We start from the raw sequence: 23,532 nt of genomic DNA, 5'->3' as shown, positions 1-23,532 counted from the left end.
TATGACTAATGATACCTTGCAAGCAAGTCGAGAATGGTGGTCACAACAGTGGCTGGATTTACTAGATGCCTATCGGTTTAAAAAACGGTTAGAAAGGGCTAGAACCTATTCTAGACAAGGAAATGTTTTGAGTATTGAATTTAAAGGAGCAAAAGTATTAGCCAGAGTTCAAGGTAGTGAAGCCGAACCTTATAAAGTTTCTCTTTCTCTTGACCCTTTTAGTGATGAAGAATGGGGTTATGTAATTGAAACTATGTCCAAAAAGGCAATCTATGCTGCTAAGTTACTAGCGGGAGAAATGCCACAAAATATAGAAGAAGTTTTTACAAGTAATGGTCTTTCTTTATTTCCTTTTACTTTAGGTGACGTTCACAGTAAATGTTCTTGTCCTGATAAAGTCAATCCTTGCAAACACGTAGGTGCTGTTTATTATCAGTTAGGTGACAGATTCAGTGAAGACCCATTTGTTTTATTTCAATTACGGGGACGTACCAAAGAGCAAATTATCAGTGATTTACGCCATTTACGTAATACTAAAAATGTAGAAAAAATTCAGGAAAAATCAGCAATTCAACAAAAACTTTCTCAACCTGAATATGCTATTAAAATAGATGATTTTTGGCAATATAATGAGCCGTTAGAATCGTCTTTAGTAGTAATTTCACCTGCTGTTAGTGAGACAGTATTAACTGTATTAGGTACAATTCCTTTAGCAAAAGATGAAGAAAATAAAACTAATTCACCTGCTGGTGATTTGGTGATGAAATATTTGCAAGTAGTTTATAAAGATGTGAGTCAAAAGGCTTTTTTAGCAGCGATGAACGTGGGGGGATAGAGTTAAAGCTTGTTGTAAATTAATTCTAGCTCTTACGTTGTGTTAATACACCCTACTTAACTAAACCAATTCAATTGAAGTTAATAGTTCTCGTTTATTTTGATTAGCAAGCCAGATTAAAAAACCTCTATCAACCACATTTAAGCGTTTGTTTGTCTCGTCATAATCAAGAATTATTAGTTTAAGATATTTCTTAACTTGAAGCGAAGCTGTTGATTTTAAAGATTGAGTTAAATTTCCAGGATTAAGTCCTGTTTTTTGGGGATGATGCAATTGGAGTATCTCCCGTATTTGTGCATAACGAAGTCCCTTCTCTAATTCAGTTAATTCTACTGTAAGTACGGCGTAAAGAAGCCATTTATGCATTTCAAGTTGTGTACCTTGAAAACCTTCAGAAAAGTTGTGGAGAAAAGATGTATATCGCCCATTTTCTCGATTAACAACAGATTTGATTAGTTCATGTACAAACAATTTAGTACCAATGACACGATGTGTATTTTGTGTTTCTTTTACTTCTTCTTGACGGCAAGCTTCAGCACAAACTTCTTGAACTATATAAACACTATCAAAAGATTCTTTAATAAGAGTTTTTATAAAGTGTTCTGTAAAATCAATATTTAATAATTTAGCACCCTTCTTAATTACTTCTGTCAAATCTTTAGGAATCCAACGGTCAGCATCTATTGCAATGACGCGTCCAGCCAAATCCCCATTGTATACAATCAATCTATTCTCTTCTAACCAAACGCCTATAATTATAAAGCAAAATTCAGACGCTTCATGAAATGCTTTTAATGCAACTGCAAAATCCTTTTGAGTATCTGTATCAAGATAATGGAAATCTTCTAATACAATATATTTTTGAAATTTGATGGTTTTTAAAGAAGCAATAATATCATTTACATCTTCTGCATCAAGTTCAATATTTCCTAATGTAGTTTCAATAGACTTTCCTTGTCCAAATTGGAAAAAGCCTTGATTTGTAGGTTGGGTTGTCGAACGTAAACGTATCCCTGCGGGACACTGCGTGAACGCGGAGCAATCAGCATGAAACCCAACAAATGCCTTGGGTTGCGCTGTCGCTTAACCCAACCTACAGAAAATGGACAAGGTATTGATTATAGCTTACTTTATCCCCTCACCCACTTCCGCACTGCTTTTTTAATTGCCCTTCTACCATTTGCTAGATTTTACTCATTTACTGTCCCAACTCTAATCTAGCTTTTTCAACCAGTTCCACTGTCACTACTTCTTGATCTGCTTCTCGTGCTAATTGCTCAATTCTTGCTTGAGCTTGGGTGCGGACAAAAAAAGGAATATTCTTTAACTTTACTTGGGCTTCTGCTGTCCATTGCAAAGTATCAAAATTTAAGTTTTCCATCATAATTTGCCTCCTATTTTATATATTTTAGAAAGAGTGTTAATGATTAAATTGTGTCATATTCAAAGCCAAACAAACCATAAAAAAAAGCCCTTGCTGCAAAGCAAGAGCTATAAGATGAAATAAATCTGAGCCAAACCTAGTCTAGGTCGCCCATATACATAACTGGTTCATTTTCGCGGTTTATACCTCTCTCAAATCCACCAGAAGCAGCGCGGGCGCGACCTGCGTGCCACAAGTGACCAATGAGGAAGAAGAAACCTAACACGAAGTGAGAACAAGCTAACCACGCACGAGGAGACACGTAGTTGAAAGAGTTGATTTCAGTGGCTACACCACCTACAGAGTTCAAAGAACCCAAAGGAGCATGGGTCATGTATTCAGCAGCGCGACGAGCTTGCCAAGGCTGAATATCATTCTTGATTTTTTCCAAATCAAGACCGTTAGGACCACGTAGAGGCTCTAACCAAGGACCACGGAAATCCCAGAAGCGCATGGTTTCACCACCGAAGATGATTTCACCAGTAGGAGAGCGCATCAAGTATTTACCCAGACCGGTAGGACCTTGAGCAGAACCGACGTTAGCACCTAAGCGTTGGTCACGAATCAAGAAGGTTAAAGCTTGTGCTTGAGAAGCTTCAGGACCGGTAGGACCAAAAAATTCGCTAGGGTAAACGGTGTTGTTATACCAAACCATGATGGAAGCAATAAAGCCCATCAAGGACAAAGCACCCAAGCTGTAGGATAGGTAAGCTTCACCGGACCAGATGAAAGCGCGACGCGCCCAAGCAAAAGGCTTAGTGAAAATGTGCCAGATACCACCGGAAATACAAATTAAAGCAATCCAGATGTGACCACCAATAACATCTTCCATGTTATCGACGCTGACAATCCAGCCTTCGCCACCGAAGGGAGCCTTAATCAAATATCCAAAAATGATAGCTGGGTTCAGTGTGGGGTTAGTAATCACACGAACATCACCACCACCTGGAGCCCAGGTGTCATAAACACCACCGAAGAACATAGCCTTCAGCACCAATAACAGCGCACCACTACCCAAGATGATTAGGTGGAAGCCGATGATGTTGGTCATCTTGTTCTTGTCTTTCCAGTCATAACCAAAGAAAGAGGAATACTCTTCTAAGGTTTCGGGTCCACGGACGGCATGATAGATACCGCCAAAACCGAGTACGGCAGAGGAAATTAAGTGCAGTACACCAACTACAAAGTAGGGGAATGTGTCGAATACTTCACCACCTACTCCAACGCCCCAACCTAATGTGGCGAGGTGAGGTAGGAGGATTAAGCCTTGTTCGTACATAGGCTTTTCTGGAATGAAGTGAGCAACTTCAAATAAAGTCATTGCTCCAGCCCAGAAGACAATCAAACCAGCATGGGCTACGTGAGCGCCAAGTAGTTTACCGGATAGGTTAATTAAGCGAGCGTTACCAGACCACCAAGCAAAACCGCTTGATTCTAGGTCACGTCCACCGCCTATTACTGATGTTTTATTAGAGAGCGTTACCACGTGGTAGAACCTCCTCTGGGAATACGAACTGTTCGTGGGGTTGATCTTGAGGAGCCATCCAAGCGCGGATACCCTCGTTCAGCAAAATGTTTTTGGTATAGAAAGTTTCAAACTCTGGGTCTTCTGCTGCCCGTAATTCTTGGGAAACGAAGTCATAAGCTCGCAGGTTTAATGCTAAACCAACGATACCGACAGAACTCATCCACAAGCCTGTAACTGGTACAAATAACATGAAGAAGTGTAACCAGCGCTTGTTGGAGAAAGCAATTCCGAAAATCTGTGACCAGAAACGGTTTGCTGTCACCATGGAGTAGGTTTCTTCAGCTTGGGTGGGGTTGAAACCGGGGAAGGTGTTGGAGCCTTCACCGTCTTCAAACAAGGTGTTTTCTACTGTCGCACCGTGAATAGCAGAAAGTAATGCACCGCCCAAAATACCTGCTACGCCCATCATGTGGAAGGGATTAAGTGTCCAGTTGTGGAAACCTTGCAGGAATAAGAGGAAGCGGAAGATTGCTGCTACTCCAAAGCTGGGTGCAAAGAACCAGCTAGATTGTCCCAAGGGATACATCAGGAAGACGCTGACGAATACGGCAATGGGACCGGAGAAAGCGAGAGCGTTGTAAGGACGAATCCCTACTAGTCTGGCAATTTCAAATTGGCGCAACATGAAGCCGATTAATCCAAAGGCTCCGTGTAGGGCTACGAAAGGCCACAAGCCACCTAGTTGAATCCAACGGGTGAAGTCGCCTTGAGCTTCTGGTCCCCACAGCAACAGTAGGGAATGTCCCATGCTGTCTGCTGGTGTGGATACTGCTACGGTGAGGAAGTTAGCTCCTTCTAGGTAGGAGGATGCTAATCCGTGGGTGTACCAGGATGTGACGAAGGTTGTACCGGTTAGCCAACCGCCTAGTGCGAGGAAGGCGCAGGGGAATAATAATATTCCTGACCAACCTACGAATACGAAGCGATCGCGCTTTAACCAGTCGTCTAGTACGTCAAACCACCCTCTACTAGGGGCGCGTCCAACTGCGATGGTCATTGAACTACAATCCTCTTTTTTACTAAAATTGCCACGTTTTTTAAGTCTGTGCAATCTGGGGATAACATCCCATGAGTGACTGCCGCGAAGAATTCAACGTTTTTATTGACACACTTAGCCCTTAACAAGCGGCTAAAATGCTGAGAATTTACAACGTGAGTAGTTGGGTATTTCTCAGGATTATGCCATTACACGTGCCATTCACTAGTAATCTAGCTTGTAGTAGCTTAATGATTCTTAACTTATCACATTCGTCCGGGTTTGTGCTGTAGATGCAGAAGGTAATCAGATATTTCAAACTATATAAATATATGAATATCAGAATTTTAACAATTTGACACACATTTTCTCATAATCTTACAACTTGCAATACACACTGCTCAAGTGGCAGACTTTGAGAGAGAATATCTCACAGGCCAAGGTAGTTCCATGACGGCATCAACAACGATTAATAAAGGCGATAGCCTCTTGCATCAAAACGTTCTCGGTTCTCGTCGGTTTAGCAACTACTGGTGGGCAACTATCGTTTCTTTGGGAGCAAGTGGCTTTTTGCTGGCTGGCATTTCCAGCTATCTCAAAGTTAATTTGCTCATAGTCACTGATGCAACTCAACTGATATTTGTCCCTCAAGGATTGGTAATGGGTTTATACGGCACTGCTGGTGTGCTGTTAGCCTTATACCTCTGGTTAGTGATTTTATGGGACGTTGGCGGTGGTTACAACGAATTTAATCAGGAAACTGGCAAATTCAAAATCTTCCGCTGGGGTTTTCCTGGTAAAAACCGCCAAATTGAGATTGAAAATCGCATCCAAGATGTACAATCTGTGCGTATTTCTATTAAAGAAGGTTTAAATCCCCAACGCGCTCTTTATCTGAGGGTTAAAGGACGAAGAGACATCCCCCTGACGCGGGTAGGTCAACCGTTATCTTTAGCTGATTTGGAGACTCAAGGTGCTGAGTTGGCAAGATTTTTGGGAGTACCCTTAGAAGGATTGTAAATTTTAGACTTTAGATTTTGGATTTTGGATCAGGTTTGGATTGATGGTAAATCGAACATCTACCTTCTGAGAACAGCAAATTCTGATGTTATCTATTGTTTTAACTCTGATGCAATAGCCGGACTATGAGAATTTTAAATCTAAAATCTAAAATCCAAAATCTAAAATTTGGAAAGAAGGTAAGATACTCTGGTTGAGTCATTAACTAGCAATGCGATTAAAATTTCCACAATTTTTAGTGCTTCTGTTGATGATTGGTGGTCTGATGTTGGGAGGATGTTCACCTGAAAAAGTAGCTTCTAATACATCTCCCACTTCGACAGCTACCTCAAATGCAACTGAGGCCAGCTCCCAGTCAACTACTGAAGCAACAACAGTATCAAAAACTAGTACTGAGAGTATTCCAGGAATTAAAGATTTACCACGGCTTAAAGGCAAAGCTACTGTGGTGATGACAGTTAAAGGCTCACCAATTACCATCGAAGTAGATGGTGATAATGCACCAATCACTGCGGGTAACTTCGTTGATTTGGTGCAGAAGGGTGTTTATGACGGGTTGGTATTTCATCGCGTTGTGCTTGATCCTCAACCGTTTGTGGCTCAAGGTGGAGATCCTAAAGGAAATGGAACTGGTGGCTATATAGACCCCAAAACCGGAAGTGAACGCCGTATACCCTTAGAAATTAAGCCAAAAAACGCGAAACAACCCATTTACGGACAGACTATTACTGAGCAGCCTGAGTTACAGCATAAGCAAGGAGCGGTAGCAATGGCGCGATCGCAAATGCCTAATTCAGCTTCTTCTCAGTTTTATTTTGCTTTAGCTGATTTGGGATTCTTGGATGGTAACTACGCTGTTTTTGGCCATGTCACTCAAGGCTTTGATGTAGTTAACAAAATCAAGCAGGGCGATAAAATTGATTCTGCTAAAGTCACTAAAGGCGCTGAGAATTTGAGAACTTCACAGTAGTCAGTGATCAGTTGTCAGTAGTCAAAAACCTGCTGGCAACTGCTAAAATCTAAAATCTAAAATCTAAAATTGATTAAGGTTGTTGTTACTGGTATTGGTCTAGTTTCCGCTTTAGGCAAAAACTTAGAAGATAGCTGGCAAAATTTGTTAGCGGGTAAAACGGGCATTAAATTACATCAACCTTTTCCAGAACTAGGAATAATTCCTTTAGGCTTAATTGCTGAACAACCATCTGATTTGAATACCCTAACTCAGATGGTTGTTACTTCTGCTTTGCAAGATGCTGAATTAATAGCACCTTTACCTGACTGTGCGGTGGTAATTGGTTCTAGTCGTAGTTATCAAGCAGAATGGGAGCGATGGACGCGACAAATGTATGGTCAAAATGCCCGTCAAACACCCTTGAATTTAGAAAATTGGTTAAATACCTTACCGCACATGAATGCGATCGCTGTAGCCAGAAAAATCGGGGCAACAGGGACAGTTTTAGCCCCAATGGCGGCTTGTGCTACAGGAATTTGGGCAATTTCTCAAGCGGCTTTTGGGATTCAAACTGGGCAATATCAAAGAGCGATCGCTGGTGCAGTAGAAGCACCAATTACACCTCTCACCATTTCCGGGTTCCAGCAAATGGGTGCTTTGGCAAAAACGGGCGCTTATCCTTTTGATTTACATCGAGAAGGCTTAGTACTAGGAGAAGGTGGAGCTGTGTTTGTTCTCGAATCTGCGGAATTGGCAAAGCAACGCCAAGCCAAGATTTATGGTGAAATCCTCGGTTTTGGGTTGACAGCGGACGGATATCATGCTAATAAACCCGAACCAGAAGCTAAAAGTGCGATCGCAGCCATCAAGCAATGTTTAGAACGTAGTTGCTTAAAATCAGCAGACATAGACTATATTCATGCTCATGGTACAGCGACTCTCCTCAATGACCTGATAGAAAGCCAAATTATACAGTCTTTATTTACTCAAAAAATAGCCATTAGTTCCACCAAAGGTGCTACGGGGCATACACTAGGAGCATCGGGATCTTTAGGAGTAGCATTCTCGCTCTTGGGTTTAAAGCATAAAATATTACTGCCTTGTGTGGGATTACAACAGTCAGAATTTGATTTAAATTTTGTTACAGCAGCAAGAGATAGTGAAATACAGAGGTCACTATGTTTGAGTTTTGGCTTTGGTGGACAAAATGCTGCGATCGCTTTAAGTAATTAAAATTTTGTTACTGAGTAATCAATTTGAGATTATAAGAGGGAACTTTCCCTCAGAAAATTTACGTCTGCAAGACTTTAACCCTTGTATATAAAAAATTATTAAATAATCAAGGCTGGTTCGTAAAACATTAAGAACAGACTGTATCTCATCATATCCAGTTAGTAAAACTAGAGCCAAGCTTTGGACTTTTAAAGAGTTAAAAATACTTGTAAATCTAAGTATTGGAGTATCAAAAAAATAATTAAGGAGAGAATAACGATGAAATGGCTTCAGGCATCTTTATACTTACTAGTAGTTTCTTTGACTACATATACTAACACAGCACCAGTATTAGCTCAGTCACAACCAACACTAAAAACTTGGCAAATTAGTCAGACATTTAAGCCGCAAAGAGGGAAAGATCCAAATCCCCCAACAGTAGGTGCTGCCACTCGAAGTGCCTCATGTCTCCAAGGCAAAAAAGAAATAATTCCCTTAATCCCTGCCGATAAATTAGGGCTGACTTTAAATGGGCATCCTACATTTTATTGGTCTGTGTCTACTCTCCCAGTCAAAACCGCCCAGTTTACTATCAAGACAAATGGAGATGAACAACCATTTTATGAAACAGATATAAAGCTTCCCGAACAACCAGGAATTTTTAGCTTTACTCTCCCTAAAAATACACCTGAATTAGCAGTAGGTAAAACCTACCGCTGGGATCTAACAATAATTTGTGATGCCGAAGACTCCAGCAACAATCCTTATGTAGCAGGTCTAGTACAACGTACCCAAGTAGACCCATCCTTATCAGATACTTTAGCAAAAGCAACCCTACGGCAACTACCAGCTATTTACGCAGAATCCGGCATTTGGTATGAAGCTTTAACTACTTCAGTAGAGTTACGCTGTACTCAGCCAAATGACTTAGTAGTCAAGCTAAATTGGAGACAATTATTGACATCAGTGGGATTAAATAATATCCTGTCTGAGCCATTACTCGATTCTTGTCAGACCAAGAATGAATAACTGACTGTTATGTGGGAAAAGCTGAAACAGCGAATATGGGAATGGCGTGGGGTTTTAATTGCTGTTCCCAATGTCACATTTATTGTGATCGCCTTACGCTTGAGTGGATTACTTCAGTCTCTAGAATTGACAGCCTTGGATCAATTTTTTCTGCTTCGTCCACAAGAGCCAGTTGACAACCGCATAGTTATAGTTGAAATTAATGAAGCAGATATTAATAAACAGAAGCGTTGGCCTATTTCCGATGCAGTACTTGCCAGCTTATTAAATAAGATTAAGCAACAGCAACCGAGAGCCATCGGGTTAGACATTTATCGTAACTTAGTTGTCAATCCTGGTAATCAAGACTTAGTGAAGGTATTTGAGTCTACCCCCAACTTGATTGGAGTCCAAAAAGTTTTTCAGAGTATTGATAGTTCTCTCGTAGAACCACCACCTATCTTGAAGCAACGTCAGCAGGTAGGGGGAAATGACGTACCTGTAGATGGAGATGGTAAAGTCCGTCGAGGAATGCTGTACCTGTTTGCAGATGATGATAATTTCCTAGAAAGTTTTAGTTTAAAACTAGCATTAACCTATTTAGCATTGGATGGAATTACAGAAAAAGCAGCTACCACTAACCCAAATTACTTACAATTAGGTAAGGGGATTTTTCCTAGATTTCAAGCTAATGATGGTGGTTATGTCGGGGTCAATGCTGGCAGCTACCAAGTATTATTAAACTACCGGGGAAGGATACAGCAGTTTCCCACAGTCTCCCTGACTGCAGTTCTAGAAAACCGTATTCAGCCAGATTTGATGCGAGGAAAAGTAGTAATTATTGGTTCAACTGCGGAGAGTTTGAGAGATACTTTTTCTACACCTTACAGTAGTAAAGTATTTGCTGCGCCAGAACGGATGGCAGGTGTAACAATTCATGCTAATTTAACTAGTCAAATTTTAAGTTCTGCTCTAGATGATCGTCCACTAATTAAGTGTGGAAATGAGCCTTTTGAATGGCTGTGGATTTTTTTATGGTCAACTATTGGCGCTATATTATCTTGGCAGCAACGCCACAACATTCTTCTTATTATTGTTAACATTTCTGTGCTTGGTATTGCTTTGATTGGTTGCTGTTTCCTAGCGTTTTTAATTGGATGGTGGATTCCTGTAGTACCACCAGCTTTAGGATTAGCAGGAGCAACCATCGCTATTACCCAGTATATTGCCCATAGTGCTGCCAGTTTGCAAAAAACCTTTGGGCGTTATCTGACAGAAGAAGTGGTTGCTAATTTAATAGAAACTCCTTCTGGTTTGAAGCTAGGAGGAGAACGCAGAAAAGTCACAATTCTAGTATCTGATATCAGGGGATTTTCAGCTATTTCTGAAGAATTTCCCCCAGAACAGGTAGTCAAAATTCTTAATCTTTATCTGGAAGCGATGACAGATGTGATTAATCACCACAAAGGTACGATTAATGATTTTATGGGCGATGGAATTTTGGTAATGTTTGGTGCGCCTATTTGTCGTGAAGATGATTCTCAAAGAGCGATTGCTTGTGCTGTAGCTATGCAGTTAGCAATGCGACAGGTAAATGAAAAAAATCAGCAAATGAATCTCCCAATTCTAGAAATGGGAATTGGCATTAATACAGGTGAAGTTGTAGCCGGAAATATTGGTTCCCAAAAACGTGCTGAATACACGGTCATCGGCAGTCATGTGAATTTAGCTGCTCGGATTGAATCATATACGGTGGGGGGACAAATTCTTATTTCTGAGCATACTTGGAAAGATGCCAATATTGATTTGAGAATTGATAATCAATTACAAGTAGAACCCAAAGGCATAAAACATCCTATTACTGTTTATGAAATAGGTGGTATTGGTGAAAAATATAATTTATTTTTACCAAAAGTTAATGAAAATATAGATATTTTAAGTGAAGAATTACCTGTTAAATTTATTGTTTTACATGGCAAACACGTAGATGGTAAAATATTTACAGGTGCAATAGTTGGAGTATCAGAGAACGGCGCACAACTACGCGCTAATTTTGATTTACAGCTATTAAGTAATCTTAAACTTAACTTATTAGCAGAAACAGCACTATCTACGGAAGTACCAGATATTTATGCCAAAGTAATGAAAAAATCGACTGTTGAGGAAAATCATTTTTTGATTCGGTTTACGGGGATTCCTCCCCAGGGAATTAAACGACTTCCGAAGGTAAAGCAAACATTGCCTTAGCAAATCAGGGAGAATTTTATAGTTGGCGCATTTTTTTGTAAAATCAGTTGACAGCTTCATTCTTGGGTGAACAGCTTTGTTAGCAGCTTTACTTTATGGACAGGAAGATTTACGCCTAGAAACAGTCGCTGACCCAACTCCAAGAGATGGGGAAGTCGTGATTCAGGTGGGAGTAGCTACTACTTGTGGTACGGATTTGAAGGTCTGGCGGCGTGGAGGCCATGCGAAAATGTTGACACCACCTACGCTATTTGGTCATGAAGCAGCGGGAACAATTGTGGCTGTAGGTGCTGGTGTGGATCATTGGCAGGTAGGTAACAGAATTGTTGCTAATAATTCTGCACCTTGCATGAAATGTTTTTTTTGTCAACGTCAAGAATATTCTCTTTGTCCTAATTTGACGTGGAATAATGGTACTTTTGCCGAATATTTGAAAATTCCCGCACCGATTGTAGAACACAATATGTTGCCTGTTTCTAATGACTTACCATTGGAATTGGCAGCTATGACTGAACCTCTATCCTGTGTTTTACATGGTATTGCTCGTTCCCATATTAAACCTCAAGATAGGGTAGTTGTGCTGGGAGATGGAGCTATTGGTTTAATGTTTGTGGCGGTTTTAGCAGGAGAAAAGCAAGCTGAGGTTTTGCTGTGGGGAGGTAATGACCAAAGGCTAGAAATTGGCAGAAAATTAGGTGCAGTAAAGACTTTTAATTATCATCAAGTTGCGAATATTCCCGGTATGGTCAAGGAATTAACTAACGGCTGGGGTGCGGATATAGTTATAGAAGCTACTGGTGTTCCTAGTGTGTGGGAAACAGCGATCGCTTGCGCCCGTCCCGGTGCAACTGTAAATTTATTTGGTGGTTGTCCTAGAAATACGAAGATTAGTGTAAATACAGAACAGCTACATTATAGTGAATTAACCATAAAAGGTGTTTTTCACAATACACCTGAATATGTAGGGTCAGCGTTGTCACTAATAGCTAGTAGGAAAATTCCTTTTGAGTTATTAATCAGTGAACAGCGGCCATTAAAAGATTTAGAACAGGTGTTTGCTGATATGAAGGCACGTAAGGTAATTAAAGTGGCAATATTACCGTGTTAATAGTAATCATTTTAGCTTTGCCGTACTGAATAATAGATCAATCTGGGGATAAAGTTCATTGCTATGGAAAAATTGGGAAAACTATGTTCATCCCTTTTTTGTTACCTTTCAAGGGGTAATTGCGATCTCAGTAGAAAAATGCTAAAAAAATCTCTGCGTAATTTTTTAATTTTGTCTTGTTCCCTTATACCTTGTTTATCTGGGGAAATTATACTTAACTCTCCAGCCCAGGCGTTACCAGGAGAAAGCACAGAGGAAGTAACAACCTGGATTCAAGGCCATCCAACGCTTCGACCTAGGAGTGGGGAGCGATTGTTTGTCAGTAAAAGTGATACCGCCGCCCAAAGATTCACTTTTCAAGCGTCCGTATTACCTCCGGGTAAGGTGACATTTACTAAAGACCGCAGCACAATTCGTACTGAGCGGATGAGTATGTATGATGGTGTGAATGGTGTGACACTTCAGCGTCTTGAGGAATCTTTACGGGTCATTTATAGCTTGGATATTTACCAAGATTTTAATCGCGCCCAGATGGTTTACGAGTATCCTAACCAAAGTGCAATTAATCAGGCACGTTTAGCAAAAACCCCAATTCGTGAGGCTTTAAAGGGAGAATTACGAATTGGCGATCGCTATGCTTATTGGGTAGAAATTGCTAAACCCAGGCAAGGTAAAGCTTTGAGCGGTCAAATAACAGTTTTTCTTAAATCTGATCTGGATAAGTTAGAAGCAGAACTCAGAACCCGTTAAAAGTAAAAGTTTGAAGTATGAACCCAGTATTTTCTCTAACTGCTTCATCCTTCATCCTTGAGCTTACCTCCAGTGGGTAGAGTTTCCCATCTGCCGGAAAATATACTTTCTGCCGCTAGAGAAATGCGTTGTAAATCTTCTTTAAGTAGTGGTGGCCAGTCAACGCCTACTTTGCGTCCAGCAGCGAATAACTGTAAAGCTTTAATACCTAATTTATATAAGGCAAAGGCTAATTCTTTATCTAAGCTAGGACTTTCTTTCAGGGTTTCAAAGACCACTTTCAAGGCTAATAAAATTGAGGTAATTTGACCGGGTACAGGGAGTTTTCCTTGCTTGAGATGATTTAACAATGCATCTGATTTTTCATCATCCGTGGTTTGGTTTATGAGTAGTTTACGGGCTATTTCGTAGTTCATGTATTTAGCTTACCGTAGTTTCTCGGATATGGGAACACAAGGCGTTTATAAAAATCAAAACTTCAGTTAATTTAAATTTTTGAGTTTTGAAAATATTTGTAATTCTCCCAAATTTGAGTCTATTCTTATTTTAAATCTAGCAATCCTTGTTCTTTTAATTTAGGATTAAACCGAATTTGGGTTTTTACACCTCGTGCTGCTAATACGGATAAAACTTCTGCCTCAACTCGTCGCGCTACATTTTTGAGAATTTTCATTTTATCTAAATCATCAATTAGTTGATTTTGATAATTAGTTTGTTCTTCAATTGTCATTAGTTCCTTAGTATTAATAGGATTAGTCCATGTTTCTTTATTTTCTACATTTCTCAAATCAATATTACCATTTTCATCAATCCAAGCATTTTCAATATTTTCTAAAATTGTGCGGTTAGGACGCTGAATAGTTTGTACTTTCACCCAATAACAATATTTAGGCTGTCGGACTAAATGCTGTTTGAGACTAAGATAAACATCACGGGAATAACCTACAAATTTGAGTTTTTTTTCTTGATCAAAAATAGCATAAACTCCTATTTTTCCATTGAAATTTTCTGGCAATTCACCCTGCTCATCGATGTAAGCTACATATTCTAAACTGTCTAGAGTAGGAATATTTGTTTCGTTAGTCATAATGAAGATTCAAACTTTACAAAAGAAGGGAACAGGGAACAAATAAAAAACTTTAGTTCTGAGTTTACATCTCAGTCAAAAAACATCCTTTTTTTTGAGATGCGTAGCACGAAAAAAACAGTGTCATTATTTCAATCTCATGTTTTTAAACATGAGTTTTTTCTGTTAAGAGTTGCTTCCTGTTCCCTCTGAATATTTATTTGTGTCATTTGTAATTGGATAATCCCAAATATAAAAATATCCAATTTTTATCATTGCTTTATTCAGCCGTTTTTCGGTAAACGGCACAAAGGCGACTAGGTCGGAAAATTTTAGCATTAAACATAAAATTTGGTGGGACATTAATGATTGTGTATTCACTAGATGCATGATATTGTTCAAATTCTGTTGGCATCCCTTTTGGTGTATCTAAACTATAGGGACTTGGCTGAAAAAGAAGTTCTGTAAATTCTACTTTTTCCCATTGTAAGTTTTGACAAATTTGACTTAAGAATGATTCCCCTGTTAATAATTTAAACAGAGTTGCTTTAGCTTCAGGTTCGAGTATAAAACTACTATCAAAGTTCTGAACAATTTTTAGAGGCATTTTTCGTTACAGATTTTTATAGAAGACTGAGTGATGATTGAGTGTCAGAAGATTCTGCACGTGGTTACGTTGAGAATCATCGTAACATCTCTGCACCTTACTCTTCATCTCATCGGCAAAAGTTATCTAAACTATGCTGTGGGGTGGAATAGGTCTTAAATACGAAGTTTTTGTAAAATTGCTATCTAAAGAATAGCCTATTGGATTATGGTACTTCTGTCACCAATAGAAAGGAGAGAGTCAGATTAAGAATTTTAAAGTTTAATGGAGTTTTAAAAATAAAAATTAGCACCCAACTTGAATACTTCCAAAAGAAACTTGCAATTTAGTTTACAATAGCTTTGCGTGTCCAGTGTTTACAACTGGCTGGTTACAATTTTTTCACTAGTCTTAAATCTTAATCAAGTGAATTATGAAATTTTCTTTTTTAACCTTAACCATTGTGATTGGTACGATTGCTATACCCAACCCAGGTATAGCTATTACTCCTCGCGCTGATGCTTCTCCTCAACCATTGTCTACTATTAAAAATGAACGCAATCAGGCGGCAGATTTAGTAACTGAACCAGCTACAATTAAAAGTAAGTGGAATAATATCACTAATTCGAGTGTTAACTCAAGTTTGAGAGTAAGTGATCCAGAATGTAAAAAAATTAACCCGCTGAAGTACATCAACAATCCAGAAACTTTTTTTCAATCATGTCCATCAGTGAATGAGTCGATAGGTCAGAATGTAGAACCTGTCGAGTATTTAAAGGTTCCTCGGCTTGATTCGGGGCTGAGTGTGACGGTTACTAATTTTTGATTAAAACTAATACCAATTCTATGTGAAGTTGCGTCAAATTTATTTGGTAGAAACGTTTCATGCAATATTTCTATAACAACAGATAAATGACCTCTTCATTAAGAAACGATGTGACTACTTCAAAATGTAGATCAAGGTTATTGTTCAATACTATTAAGTTAAGAATAATTCTAGGTTGGGTTATGGCTTCGCCACGCTCCGCAAAGGTGAACGTTTTTTAATCCAAGCTACGCAATTTAATTTAAATTTAATTTAAAAGTATTGGGTTATGTCAAGTCCGGCTAATTGCTGATCAAAAAAATTCTCCGCGTCCCCGCGTCCCCGCGTCCCCGCGTCTCCGCATCTCCGCATCAGCCCTAATGATAAGTCTTTAACCGGACAGAATAAGCTGTCGCGCCTATAAATTGCATATAATAAGATACCAGAGGAACAAGAAGGAGAGGGTGTAATGCCAGCAAAAGGGTTTCTGAGTTTAGAGAAAAAACAGCATTTGCAAAAAATATTGAAACAAAATCCCAAAGCAGAGATAAGAGAAAGAGCTTTAATATTTTTACTAATGAATGATGGTAAGACGCAAGAAGAAATAGCTAGAATAATAGGCTGTTCACGCCGCACAGTAGCGCACTGGTGTGTGCATGGAGACCCAGATAAAATAGAAAGTTTAGAAGATGGAAGAAGAAAAAGAGAGTATAGAAAGGTCACACAAGAGTATCTAGATAAATTAATAGAAACGGTAGAAAAAGAGCCAAAAGAGTTGGGATATGAGTTTGGCAGATGGACAGGAGAAAGATTAGCAACATATTTAGGAGAACAAACAGGAATTAAACTAACAGGTTCACAAATAAGGAAGATATTACAGCGAAAAAAGTACGTTTATCTCTGGGCAAAGTACAGTCTAGAAGACAGACAGAATCTAGCCAAGAGAAATGAATTTAAAGAAAGATTTAGAAAATATATAGCAATAGCTAAAATGAACCCAAATCATTTACAGATATGGTTTTGAGATGAAAGTGGATTTAGTCTAAACTCCAGTTAAGAAGAAAAACTTGGGGTAAAAAAGGTCAAAGAAAAAAAGTCACAGGGCAACGTAGTAAGGGTCGAGTAAATATTATGGGTGGTCTACGTCTTTTTGATAAAAAGCGATTATGTTACTTTGTTGACAAGGGTAATGGTGACACCTTTTATGAACAATTAAAGCAACTATATGAATTTGTCCGACAAGAATGGATTTTCCAAGGATATTCCTCAGAAGATTTTGCGACTTTAGGTCCAAAAATTATCATCATTCTCGATAATGCTAGTTACCATAAGCGCAAAGATATTTGTGCTGAAATTGAGAAAAATTTACCCAATATTATTTTGGAATTCTTGCCTGCCTATAGTCCTGATTATAATCTCATTGAATTAGTCTGGCATTCCTGCAAAGAATACATTGCACATCGACTCTTCCAGTCGGTAGCCGAGCTAAAATCTCTTTTAGATAAATTACTAAATCAGGGAGAACTTATTATTTTTTGGGGACGAAAGGTCAAAAATAAGGGCAATTCTATTTGTGCAAATTAAAAGCGCGATAGCTTATTATTGCTAGATGAGCAAAAAAAAGGCAAAAGATGAAATTTCTTCTGCCTTTTTAATGATTAACTGTTAGCTTTATTCTTCGTCGTAATCATCGTCACCATCATCATCATAGTCATCTTCTTCTTCCTCTTCTTCTTCCTCTACCAAATCACTGACCTCATCAGCAATCAAATCATCGTCATCATCATCTAACACCGACTTCTGCTCTTTTCTGCTTCCATAAGTACCATCCCCTAGACTGGGAACATCAAGATTATAGAGCTTGGCTGTGCGGTCGTCTAACACCATATCTAAGGCATCATCAACTTCGTCTAATACTCCCGTCCCTAGGTCGGTTCCATAGTCATCAATTGTTGTTGTCTCTTCATAGGTGTTGTAGCCCGTCCCAGCAGGAATCAATCGCCCAATAATTACGTTTTCTTTCAAGCCTCGCAGCCAGTCAGATTTACCTTCAATAGCAGCTTCCGTTAAGACTCTCGTGGTTTCTTGGAAGGATGCCGCTGATATGAAACTGTCGGTATTCAGAGATGCCTTAGTGATACCCAACAACACAGGCGTATATTGTGCCTTTGCACCACCAGTGATAGACATAGCTTCATTGACTTGTTCTACTTGTCGTAGTTCTACCAGTTCTCCTGGCAACATAGTCGTGTCGCCACCATCATCAATGCGAACTTTGTTAGTCATCTGCCGGACAATTACTTCTATGTGTTTGTCAGCGATGTCAATTCCTTGGGACTGATAAACCATCTGCACTTCATTCACCAAGAAACTCTGCACTTTTTGCAAGGCATGACTAGCACAGGCATAGATACCATCTTCTGAACCGAGACTAAAGAATATTTCTAATATCTCATGGGGGTTAGAGGGTCCGTCTGTCAGCGGTTGACCTGCTAAAACATTAGCCCCGTCAGGAACCATCAGGTTTTGTCCGGGTCCGAGGGGATAGTCGGTGATGACTCCGTTTGATTCTACAACCTTGATAGCGTAAGCTTCACGGGTAATGCTGGTGATTTCGTCACCGTCTCCATATACCACCTTCACCAATCCCGGACGACGGCACAATATACAAGCTTCCTTTGGTTTACGGGCTTCTAATAGTTCCTCAATCCGGGGCAAACCTTGAATAATGTCTCCGGTTTTGGCTCGTTCAAACACCAATAACACGAGGTTGTCTCCCCGTTGTACCAAGTCCCCATCTTCTATTTGCAATACGGCTCCAGGACTGACTCGGTAGGGACGACCAACGCGCAGCGTGATTGAATAGGGTGTGGGCTGTGGGCTGTGGGGTGTAAGGGAAGAACTTTCTTCTTTACTGTCACCTGTCACCTGTAACCTGTCACCTGCCTTTACTGATACCACTTGTCCAGATTCTGAAGCTAAAACACCGGGGGCGATTTCTGTTCCTTCTACTAACAAGTCGCCCTTTTTAACTTTAGGTGGGGTGGTGGTAGAAATGGAGATCATGTCATTGTCGCGTAAGACTAAACAACGGCGTACTGCTTCTGCGTCTTTTCGCACTCCTCTGACTATGCCGCCTTCTTTACACAATATCTGTGTCCGTGCTACCACTGAGCCAGGGACAATGTTTAATCCATCTTCAACTTCTAGGGTGGTTTGGGTTGCTCCTTGAGTAGCATCTGCGGCTATGTCTCGACGAATCACTAAAGACTCTAATATAACTAGCTGCAATCTCTGGATTTCGGGATTTTCTGTGTCTGGAACTAGTTCAATATCTGCGGCTAATGGGGAAGAACTATGATCTTGTTCTCCCTCTTGCTCAATCTCTAAAACTAGCTGAGTCCGTAGCAGTTCTATTCCTTCTACTGATTTAACTCGTTCGGAGTCTTTATAGGGCAGACGTTGCACGGCTCGCAGTTGAATCGAGCGTCCTGTTTGTTGACTAACTGAGGTTGTGGAGGGCAGGTCTGGGTTACTGGGAACTTCAAACTCAACTACAGGACGACTTAACAGGGCGGGTCCTTCAGGAGATTCTATATATTGAATATAGCGCAGTTCTGTAGCGGTTACTCCCAGCAGTTCTTCTCCTGGTTGGATAAAGGTGTTGTCGCGCCCCATGATTGCTTCTGGGTCGTCAACCATCAACAGTTCACCGGGCTTAATCACTACTTCTCTCAAAATGTCGTTCTTTTGAGTAACTTCTATTACCCCGCTGGTTTGACAGAAGATGTCTTTAACAACTTCGGTACCGGCTTCCACAAATTGCCCATCTTCTACTATCAGCAGTGAAATGTCTTTGTTGACTTCGTGGGTTTCTTCAGGAATCCACAACATTGTGCCGCCTGTTACTACCTCATAGCCCAGCTTGGCCTTGCCTTTTTTCTGAACTTCTATGCCAGCAAACTTCAAAAATCCTCCGGTGGTGGTGCGATAACGGTCATCAATTAGCTCTGCGACTACTTGACCATTCTGCACTTTTGTTCCAGGAGTAGCACGGAGGTTGAATGTCTGGGAAGAAGGTGACAGGTGATAGGTGACAGGTGACAGAGAAGAAGAATTTTCTATTATCTCTTCTCTATTCCCTTCTTCCCTGTTCCCGCTGTCACCTGTCACCTGTTCCCTGTAACCTTCTCCTGTATGGACTAAATAATTATTCCGCCCTTGGGAACTGTGAACTGTCACCGTAGCTTGGTCTAAAACCACCGAAGCAGTGATAATTTCGATTTCTCTGGTGGCTTTACCAGGGATAATTTCTGGCAGTCGCACTACCCCACCATGAATACTTGTCAGTTTGGTTTCAGCTAATACACCATTGGCTTGAATGCTGTCACCATTTTTGACTACTAACTCCGCACCTGGGGGCAGGTTATATACTTCTCCAGAAAGAATCCAAATCAATCCCCCTCTGGAGGCTGTTGTGGTGGTGTTGCCCTGACGGTCGGTTTTTTGTTCAGAAACTACATCCGCAAACTGCACTTCTCCTGCTAGGTCAGATGCCACGTCTTTGACGGCTTTTTCGGTGTTAGTCCGGGTGGTTCTGCCTCCCAAGGCAACTTCTGCTAATAGCTGCCCCAGTTTCACCTTCTGCCCATCATGAATATATAGGGTAGAACCTTGGGTAACTTGAATTTCTTGTTGCTTGCTTTCTGTTGCTGTATCTAATTCTCCCCCTTGGGTCTTGGTTTTGGGGTTCTGAATTTCTAAGAGTCCGTTGGTTTCTGCATACAGTGCGTCTTCGCCGTGACGGGTGCGATAAGGACGGGTTTTCAGCTTGCGAGATATCTTCACTGTGCCATCTATTTTCGATCGCACTTGTTGGGCAACTTCTCCCGTGAATACTCCCCCAGTGTGGAATGTCCGCATGGTTAACTGGGTTCCCGGTTCGCCGATACTCTGGGCAGCAATAATCCCCACTGCTTCCCCTAAATCTACCATTTTGGCGTGTGCTAAACTCCAGCCATAACAGTGTTGACAGACTGAACGGGCGGCTTCACAGGTGAGGGGACTTCTGACTAAGACTTCTTTGACTTTAGCTGCTTGTATGACTGCGGCTAGGTCATCGGAAACGGGGGTGTTGCGGGGGGCAATGATTTCTCCGGTGGTGGGGTGAATTACGTCTTCGCCAACTACTCTGCCCATGAGTCTTGTGCCAATGGGAATCAGGACTTTAGCTCCTTCGGTCATGTCCCGTAGGGGTATGCCTCTGGTGGTGCCACAGTCAAATTCCCGAATGATTACGTCTTGGGATACGTCTACTAGTCGGCGGGTGAGATATCCTGAGTCGGCGGTGCGGAGTGCGGTATCTACCAGTCCTTTTCTGGCTCCATAGCTGGAGATAATATATTCGGTGACGGTGAGTCCTTCTCGGAAGTTGGTTTTAATCGGTAAGTCAATAATCTCCCCTTGAGGATCTGCCATTAGTCCCCGCATTCCTACTAATTGTCGAACTTGGGAGATGTTGCCTCTGGCTCCAGAGAAGGCCATCATGTAGACTGAGTTGAGGGGGTCTGTGGCTTTGAAGTGGGCGACTACTTCGTCTTTGAGGCTTTCGCTGGTTCCGTTCCAGGTGTCGATAACTTTTTGGAAGCGTTCAACTTCGGTGATTTCACCACGTTTAAACCGAGCTTCGGTGCTGAGAATTTCTTCTTCTGCGGCTTCTAGGAGCGATCGCTTGGAAGGTGGAACCATGAGATCATCTACACTGATGGATACTCCGGCTTTGGTGGCATAGCGAAAGCCTAAGTCTTTGAGTTTATCCGCCATTACAGCAGTGCGGGCTGTTCCATAATGAGTAAACGCCCAGGAGATTAAATTTCTCAGTTGACCTTTATTAACAACAACGTTACGAAAAATCATAGTCGCTTGGCTCCAATTAAAAATTAATACTTAATAAGTACGGGGAAGGAAGAGGACGCGGTGTTGGGGATACGCTGTGACGCGCAGAGATTGTCCCTCTTTCCCGTGTCCTCATATCTCTTTACTCTTTCCCTTGTCTCCGTGTCCCCGTGTCCCCGCGTCCCTCTTTCTCCGTGTCTCGGTACTAACTTGCCAGTGCTTCTTGAATGGCTTTGTTATAAATCACTCGACCGGGAGTAGTGTAGATATATTGAGAAATCAATTCTCCTTGGGCATCTTGGCGGACACGACGGAATTTATACAACAATGTTTTAGTGCCATCGTTGTTTTCAGTTACTTCTAGAGGTTCAGTGTCAGGATGGCTGGTTTCCATTTCGCCGTCAAACCGCACATATATATAGGCATGAAGCTCTACTTGGTCTTGGTGATATGCCATAATCACGTCATCCAAGGAAGCGAAGTAACCACCTGCACCTTTGGTGGCGGCGGGATTTTCGGCAGTTAAATAATATGCTCCCAATACCATATCTTGGCTAGGGGTGACGATGGGTTTGCCGGTGGCTGGGGAAAGAATGTTGTTAGAAGCTAACATCAACAGTCTGGCTTCGGCTTGGCTTTCTAATGACAAAGGCACGTGAACTGCCATTTGGTCACCGTCAAAGTCGGCGTTAAAGGCTGGACAGACTAGAGGATGGAGTTGAATGGCTCTGCCTTCGACTAATATTGGTTCAAAGGCTTGAATCCCTAAACGGTGTAGGGTGGGGGCGCGGTTTAACATCACCGGATGCCCTTCAATCACTTCTTCCAACACATCCCAAACGCTGGGGTCGTTGCGAGAAATGAGTTTTTTGGCGGCTTTGATGTTGTTCACCATGCCAGAACGAATCAACCGATTGATCACAAAGGGTTGAAACAGTTCAATAGCCATTTCTCTGGGTAATCCACATTGGTGAATTTTCAGATTGGGTCCAACGACTATGACTGAACGCCCAGAATAATCCACCCGTTTACCTAAGAGGTTTTGACGGAAGCGTCCTTGTTTTCCTTCAATAATATCGGAAAGGGATTTGAGGGGGCGGTTGTTTGCGCCTACTACTGTCCGTCCTCGACGACCGTTGTCTATGAGGGCATCAACGGCTTCTTGTAACATCCGTTTTTCGTTACGGACGATGATTTCTGGGGCTAATATTTCTTGGAGTCTAGCTAGACGGTTGTTGCGGTTAATCACCCGCCGGTATAAATCGTTTAAGTCGCTGGTGGCGAATCTACCGCCGTCGAGTTGCACCATGGGGCGCAGGTCAGGGGGAATGACAGGAATCACTGCCATAACCATCCATTCTGGTTTAGAACCCGTGGCGATGAAGTTATCAATTACCCGCAAACGTTTAATCAGTTTGGCGCGTTTTTGTCCCTTGGCGTTGCCGATTTCTTCCCGCAGGTTTTCGGCTTCTTGTTCGAGGTTGATATCTGCCAATAGTCGCAGCAGTGCTTCTGCCCCAATGCCTACCTCTACACCGACTAGGAGAGAATCTTCGCTATAAATTGCGTCTTCGATTTCTAACCACTGGTCTTCGCTGAGGAGTTGTTTGTAGGTGAGGGTGTCGGCGTTGCCGGGGGCGAGAACTACGTAGGAGTTGAAGTAAACGATTTGTTCAACATCCCGCAGGGGCATATCTAAAAGAATAGCAATATAGCTAGGAATGCCCTTGAGATACCACACATGGGCAACAGGAGCGGCGAGTTTAATAAAACCCATGCGGTGGCGACGGACTCGTGATTCTGTCACCTCTACACCACAGCGTTCACAAACTATGCCTCTATGGCGAACACGTTTGTATTTACCACAATGACATTCCCAATCTTTAGCTGGTCCAAAAATCCGCTCACAGAACAAACCATCCATTTCTGGTTTGAGAGTGCGGTAATTAATAGTTTCTGGTTTGGTAACTTCACCCACAACTTGACCATTGGGTAAAGTTCGCTCACCCCAGGCTCGAATGCGTTCTGGGGAAGCCAGTCCGATTTTTACGTAGTCAAACTGATTAGTTTGGGGGGATCTCATGACAATTAAAAATGAAAAATTTAAAATTTAAAAAAGAG

The 23,532-nt window shown here is 41.3% G+C and carries 19 protein-coding genes and 1 pseudogene; 11 read left to right on the top strand and 9 right to left on the bottom strand.

What is annotated here, in order from left to right:
- Position 1 precedes the first annotated feature (1 nt).
- Positions 2 to 835: an SWIM zinc finger family protein gene (locus tag ANA7108_RS0110710; protein ID WP_016950784.1), complete on the top strand. Its 834-nt coding sequence runs from the start codon at positions 2 to 4 to the stop codon at positions 833 to 835.
- A gap of 60 nt (positions 836 to 895) precedes the next feature.
- Here ANA7108_RS0110710 and ANA7108_RS27175 read toward each other — a convergent pair whose 3' ends face one another.
- Positions 896 to 1,561, bottom strand: a complete 666-nt coding sequence (locus ANA7108_RS27175) for a hypothetical protein (RefSeq protein WP_016950783.1) — start codon at positions 1,559 to 1,561, stop codon at positions 896 to 898.
- A gap of 321 nt (positions 1,562 to 1,882) precedes the next feature.
- Here ANA7108_RS27175 and ANA7108_RS30165 point away from each other — a divergent pair, with 321 nt between their 5' ends.
- Positions 1,883 to 2,056, top strand: coding sequence for a hypothetical protein (locus tag ANA7108_RS30165; protein WP_158318358.1), 174 nt, complete (start codon positions 1,883 to 1,885; stop codon positions 2,054 to 2,056).
- On the opposite strand, the gene ANA7108_RS0110700 is transcribed toward ANA7108_RS30165, so the two are convergent.
- The 3 genes from ANA7108_RS0110700 to psbD all read right to left on the bottom strand — a co-directional run bounded on the left by ANA7108_RS0110700 (position 2,034) and on the right by psbD (position 4,783).
- Positions 2,034 to 2,216 (bottom strand): PCP reductase family protein, encoded by a 183-nt coding sequence (locus tag ANA7108_RS0110700; protein ID WP_016950782.1) that lies wholly within the window; start codon positions 2,214 to 2,216, stop codon positions 2,034 to 2,036. The genes ANA7108_RS30165 and ANA7108_RS0110700 overlap by 23 nt on opposite strands.
- Before the next feature lie 139 nt (positions 2,217 to 2,355).
- Positions 2,356 to 3,744 carry a photosystem II reaction center protein CP43 gene (gene psbC, locus ANA7108_RS0110695; protein ID WP_016950781.1) on the bottom strand — a complete coding sequence of 463 codons (1,389 nt, stop codon included), beginning with the start codon at positions 3,742 to 3,744 and terminating at the stop codon, positions 2,356 to 2,358.
- Positions 3,728 to 4,783 (bottom strand): photosystem II D2 protein (photosystem q(a) protein), encoded by a 1,056-nt coding sequence (gene psbD / locus ANA7108_RS0110690; RefSeq protein ID WP_016950780.1) that lies wholly within the window; start codon positions 4,781 to 4,783, stop codon positions 3,728 to 3,730. The genes psbC and psbD overlap by 17 nt, the downstream gene beginning before the upstream one ends.
- 429 nt (positions 4,784 to 5,212) lie before the next feature.
- Between psbD and ANA7108_RS0110685 the strand changes: the two genes are divergently transcribed.
- From ANA7108_RS0110685 to ANA7108_RS0110655, 7 genes are all read left to right on the top strand, one after another.
- Positions 5,213 to 5,782: a photosystem I assembly protein Ycf4 gene (locus ANA7108_RS0110685; protein ID WP_026104108.1), complete on the top strand. Its 570-nt coding sequence runs from the start codon at positions 5,213 to 5,215 to the stop codon at positions 5,780 to 5,782.
- A 211-nt stretch (positions 5,783 to 5,993) separates the two neighbouring features.
- The gene (locus ANA7108_RS0110680; RefSeq protein ID WP_016950778.1) at positions 5,994 to 6,752 is read left to right on the top strand and encodes a peptidylprolyl isomerase; all 759 of its coding nucleotides are present in this window, start codon (positions 5,994 to 5,996) and stop codon (positions 6,750 to 6,752) included.
- A gap of 69 nt (positions 6,753 to 6,821) precedes the next feature.
- Positions 6,822 to 7,967, top strand: coding sequence for a beta-ketoacyl-ACP synthase (locus ANA7108_RS0110675; RefSeq protein ID WP_016950777.1), 1,146 nt, complete (start codon positions 6,822 to 6,824; stop codon positions 7,965 to 7,967).
- A gap of 258 nt (positions 7,968 to 8,225) precedes the next feature.
- A complete protein-coding gene (locus ANA7108_RS0110670) occupies positions 8,226 to 8,975 on the top strand; it encodes a DUF928 domain-containing protein (RefSeq protein WP_016950776.1) in 750 nt (249 codons plus the stop codon).
- Positions 8,976 to 8,984: 9 nt separating this feature from the next.
- Complete coding sequence (locus tag ANA7108_RS0110665) at positions 8,985 to 11,201, top strand: CHASE2 domain-containing protein (protein WP_016950775.1); 2,217 nt, start codon at positions 8,985 to 8,987, stop codon at positions 11,199 to 11,201.
- A 76-nt stretch (positions 11,202 to 11,277) separates the two neighbouring features.
- Positions 11,278 to 12,309: a zinc-binding dehydrogenase gene (locus ANA7108_RS0110660; RefSeq protein WP_016950774.1), complete on the top strand. Its 1,032-nt coding sequence runs from the start codon at positions 11,278 to 11,280 to the stop codon at positions 12,307 to 12,309.
- 138 nt (positions 12,310 to 12,447) lie between these two features.
- Entirely contained in the window at positions 12,448 to 13,059 is a 612-nt protein-coding gene (locus tag ANA7108_RS0110655) for a hypothetical protein (RefSeq protein WP_016950773.1), read from the top strand.
- Between the two features lie 44 nt (positions 13,060 to 13,103).
- Here ANA7108_RS0110655 and ANA7108_RS0110650 read toward each other — a convergent pair whose 3' ends face one another.
- The 3 genes from ANA7108_RS0110650 to ANA7108_RS0110640 form a co-directional block, all read right to left on the bottom strand.
- The gene (locus tag ANA7108_RS0110650) at positions 13,104 to 13,475 is read right to left on the bottom strand and encodes a hypothetical protein (RefSeq protein WP_016950772.1); all 372 of its coding nucleotides are present in this window, start codon (positions 13,473 to 13,475) and stop codon (positions 13,104 to 13,106) included.
- Between the two features lie 125 nt (positions 13,476 to 13,600).
- On the bottom strand, positions 13,601 to 14,146 hold the full coding sequence (locus ANA7108_RS0110645; RefSeq protein WP_016950771.1) for a GIY-YIG nuclease family protein: 546 nt from the start codon (positions 14,144 to 14,146) through the stop codon (positions 13,601 to 13,603).
- A 259-nt stretch (positions 14,147 to 14,405) separates the two neighbouring features.
- Entirely contained in the window at positions 14,406 to 14,732 is a 327-nt protein-coding gene (locus ANA7108_RS0110640) for a hypothetical protein (RefSeq protein ID WP_016950770.1), read from the bottom strand.
- 412 nt (positions 14,733 to 15,144) lie between these two features.
- Here ANA7108_RS0110640 and ANA7108_RS0110635 point away from each other — a divergent pair, with 412 nt between their 5' ends.
- Positions 15,145 to 15,537, top strand: coding sequence for a hypothetical protein (locus ANA7108_RS0110635; protein WP_016950769.1), 393 nt, complete (start codon positions 15,145 to 15,147; stop codon positions 15,535 to 15,537).
- Between the two features lie 448 nt (positions 15,538 to 15,985).
- A pseudogene (locus tag ANA7108_RS28760) lies at positions 15,986 to 17,100 on the top strand (IS630 family transposase).
- 87 nt (positions 17,101 to 17,187) lie between these two features.
- On the opposite strand, the gene ANA7108_RS0110620 reads toward ANA7108_RS28760, so the two are convergent.
- Both ANA7108_RS0110620 and ANA7108_RS0110615 read right to left on the bottom strand, forming a co-directional pair.
- A complete protein-coding gene (locus ANA7108_RS0110620; RefSeq protein WP_016950768.1) occupies positions 17,188 to 21,432 on the bottom strand; it encodes a DNA-directed RNA polymerase subunit beta'' in 4,245 nt (1,414 codons plus the stop codon).
- Positions 21,433 to 21,616: 184 nt separating this feature from the next.
- Entirely contained in the window at positions 21,617 to 23,494 is a 1,878-nt protein-coding gene (locus ANA7108_RS0110615) for a DNA-directed RNA polymerase subunit gamma (protein WP_016950767.1), read from the bottom strand.
- Positions 23,495 to 23,532: the final 38 nt, after the last annotated feature.

The organism is Anabaena sp. PCC 7108 (assembly GCF_000332135.1).
In the GTDB taxonomy this organism is placed as follows: domain Bacteria; phylum Cyanobacteriota; class Cyanobacteriia; order Cyanobacteriales; family Nostocaceae; genus Anabaena.
Note: the sequence above shows the minus strand (reverse complement) of the source record. Positions and strands in the feature narration are given on the sequence as shown.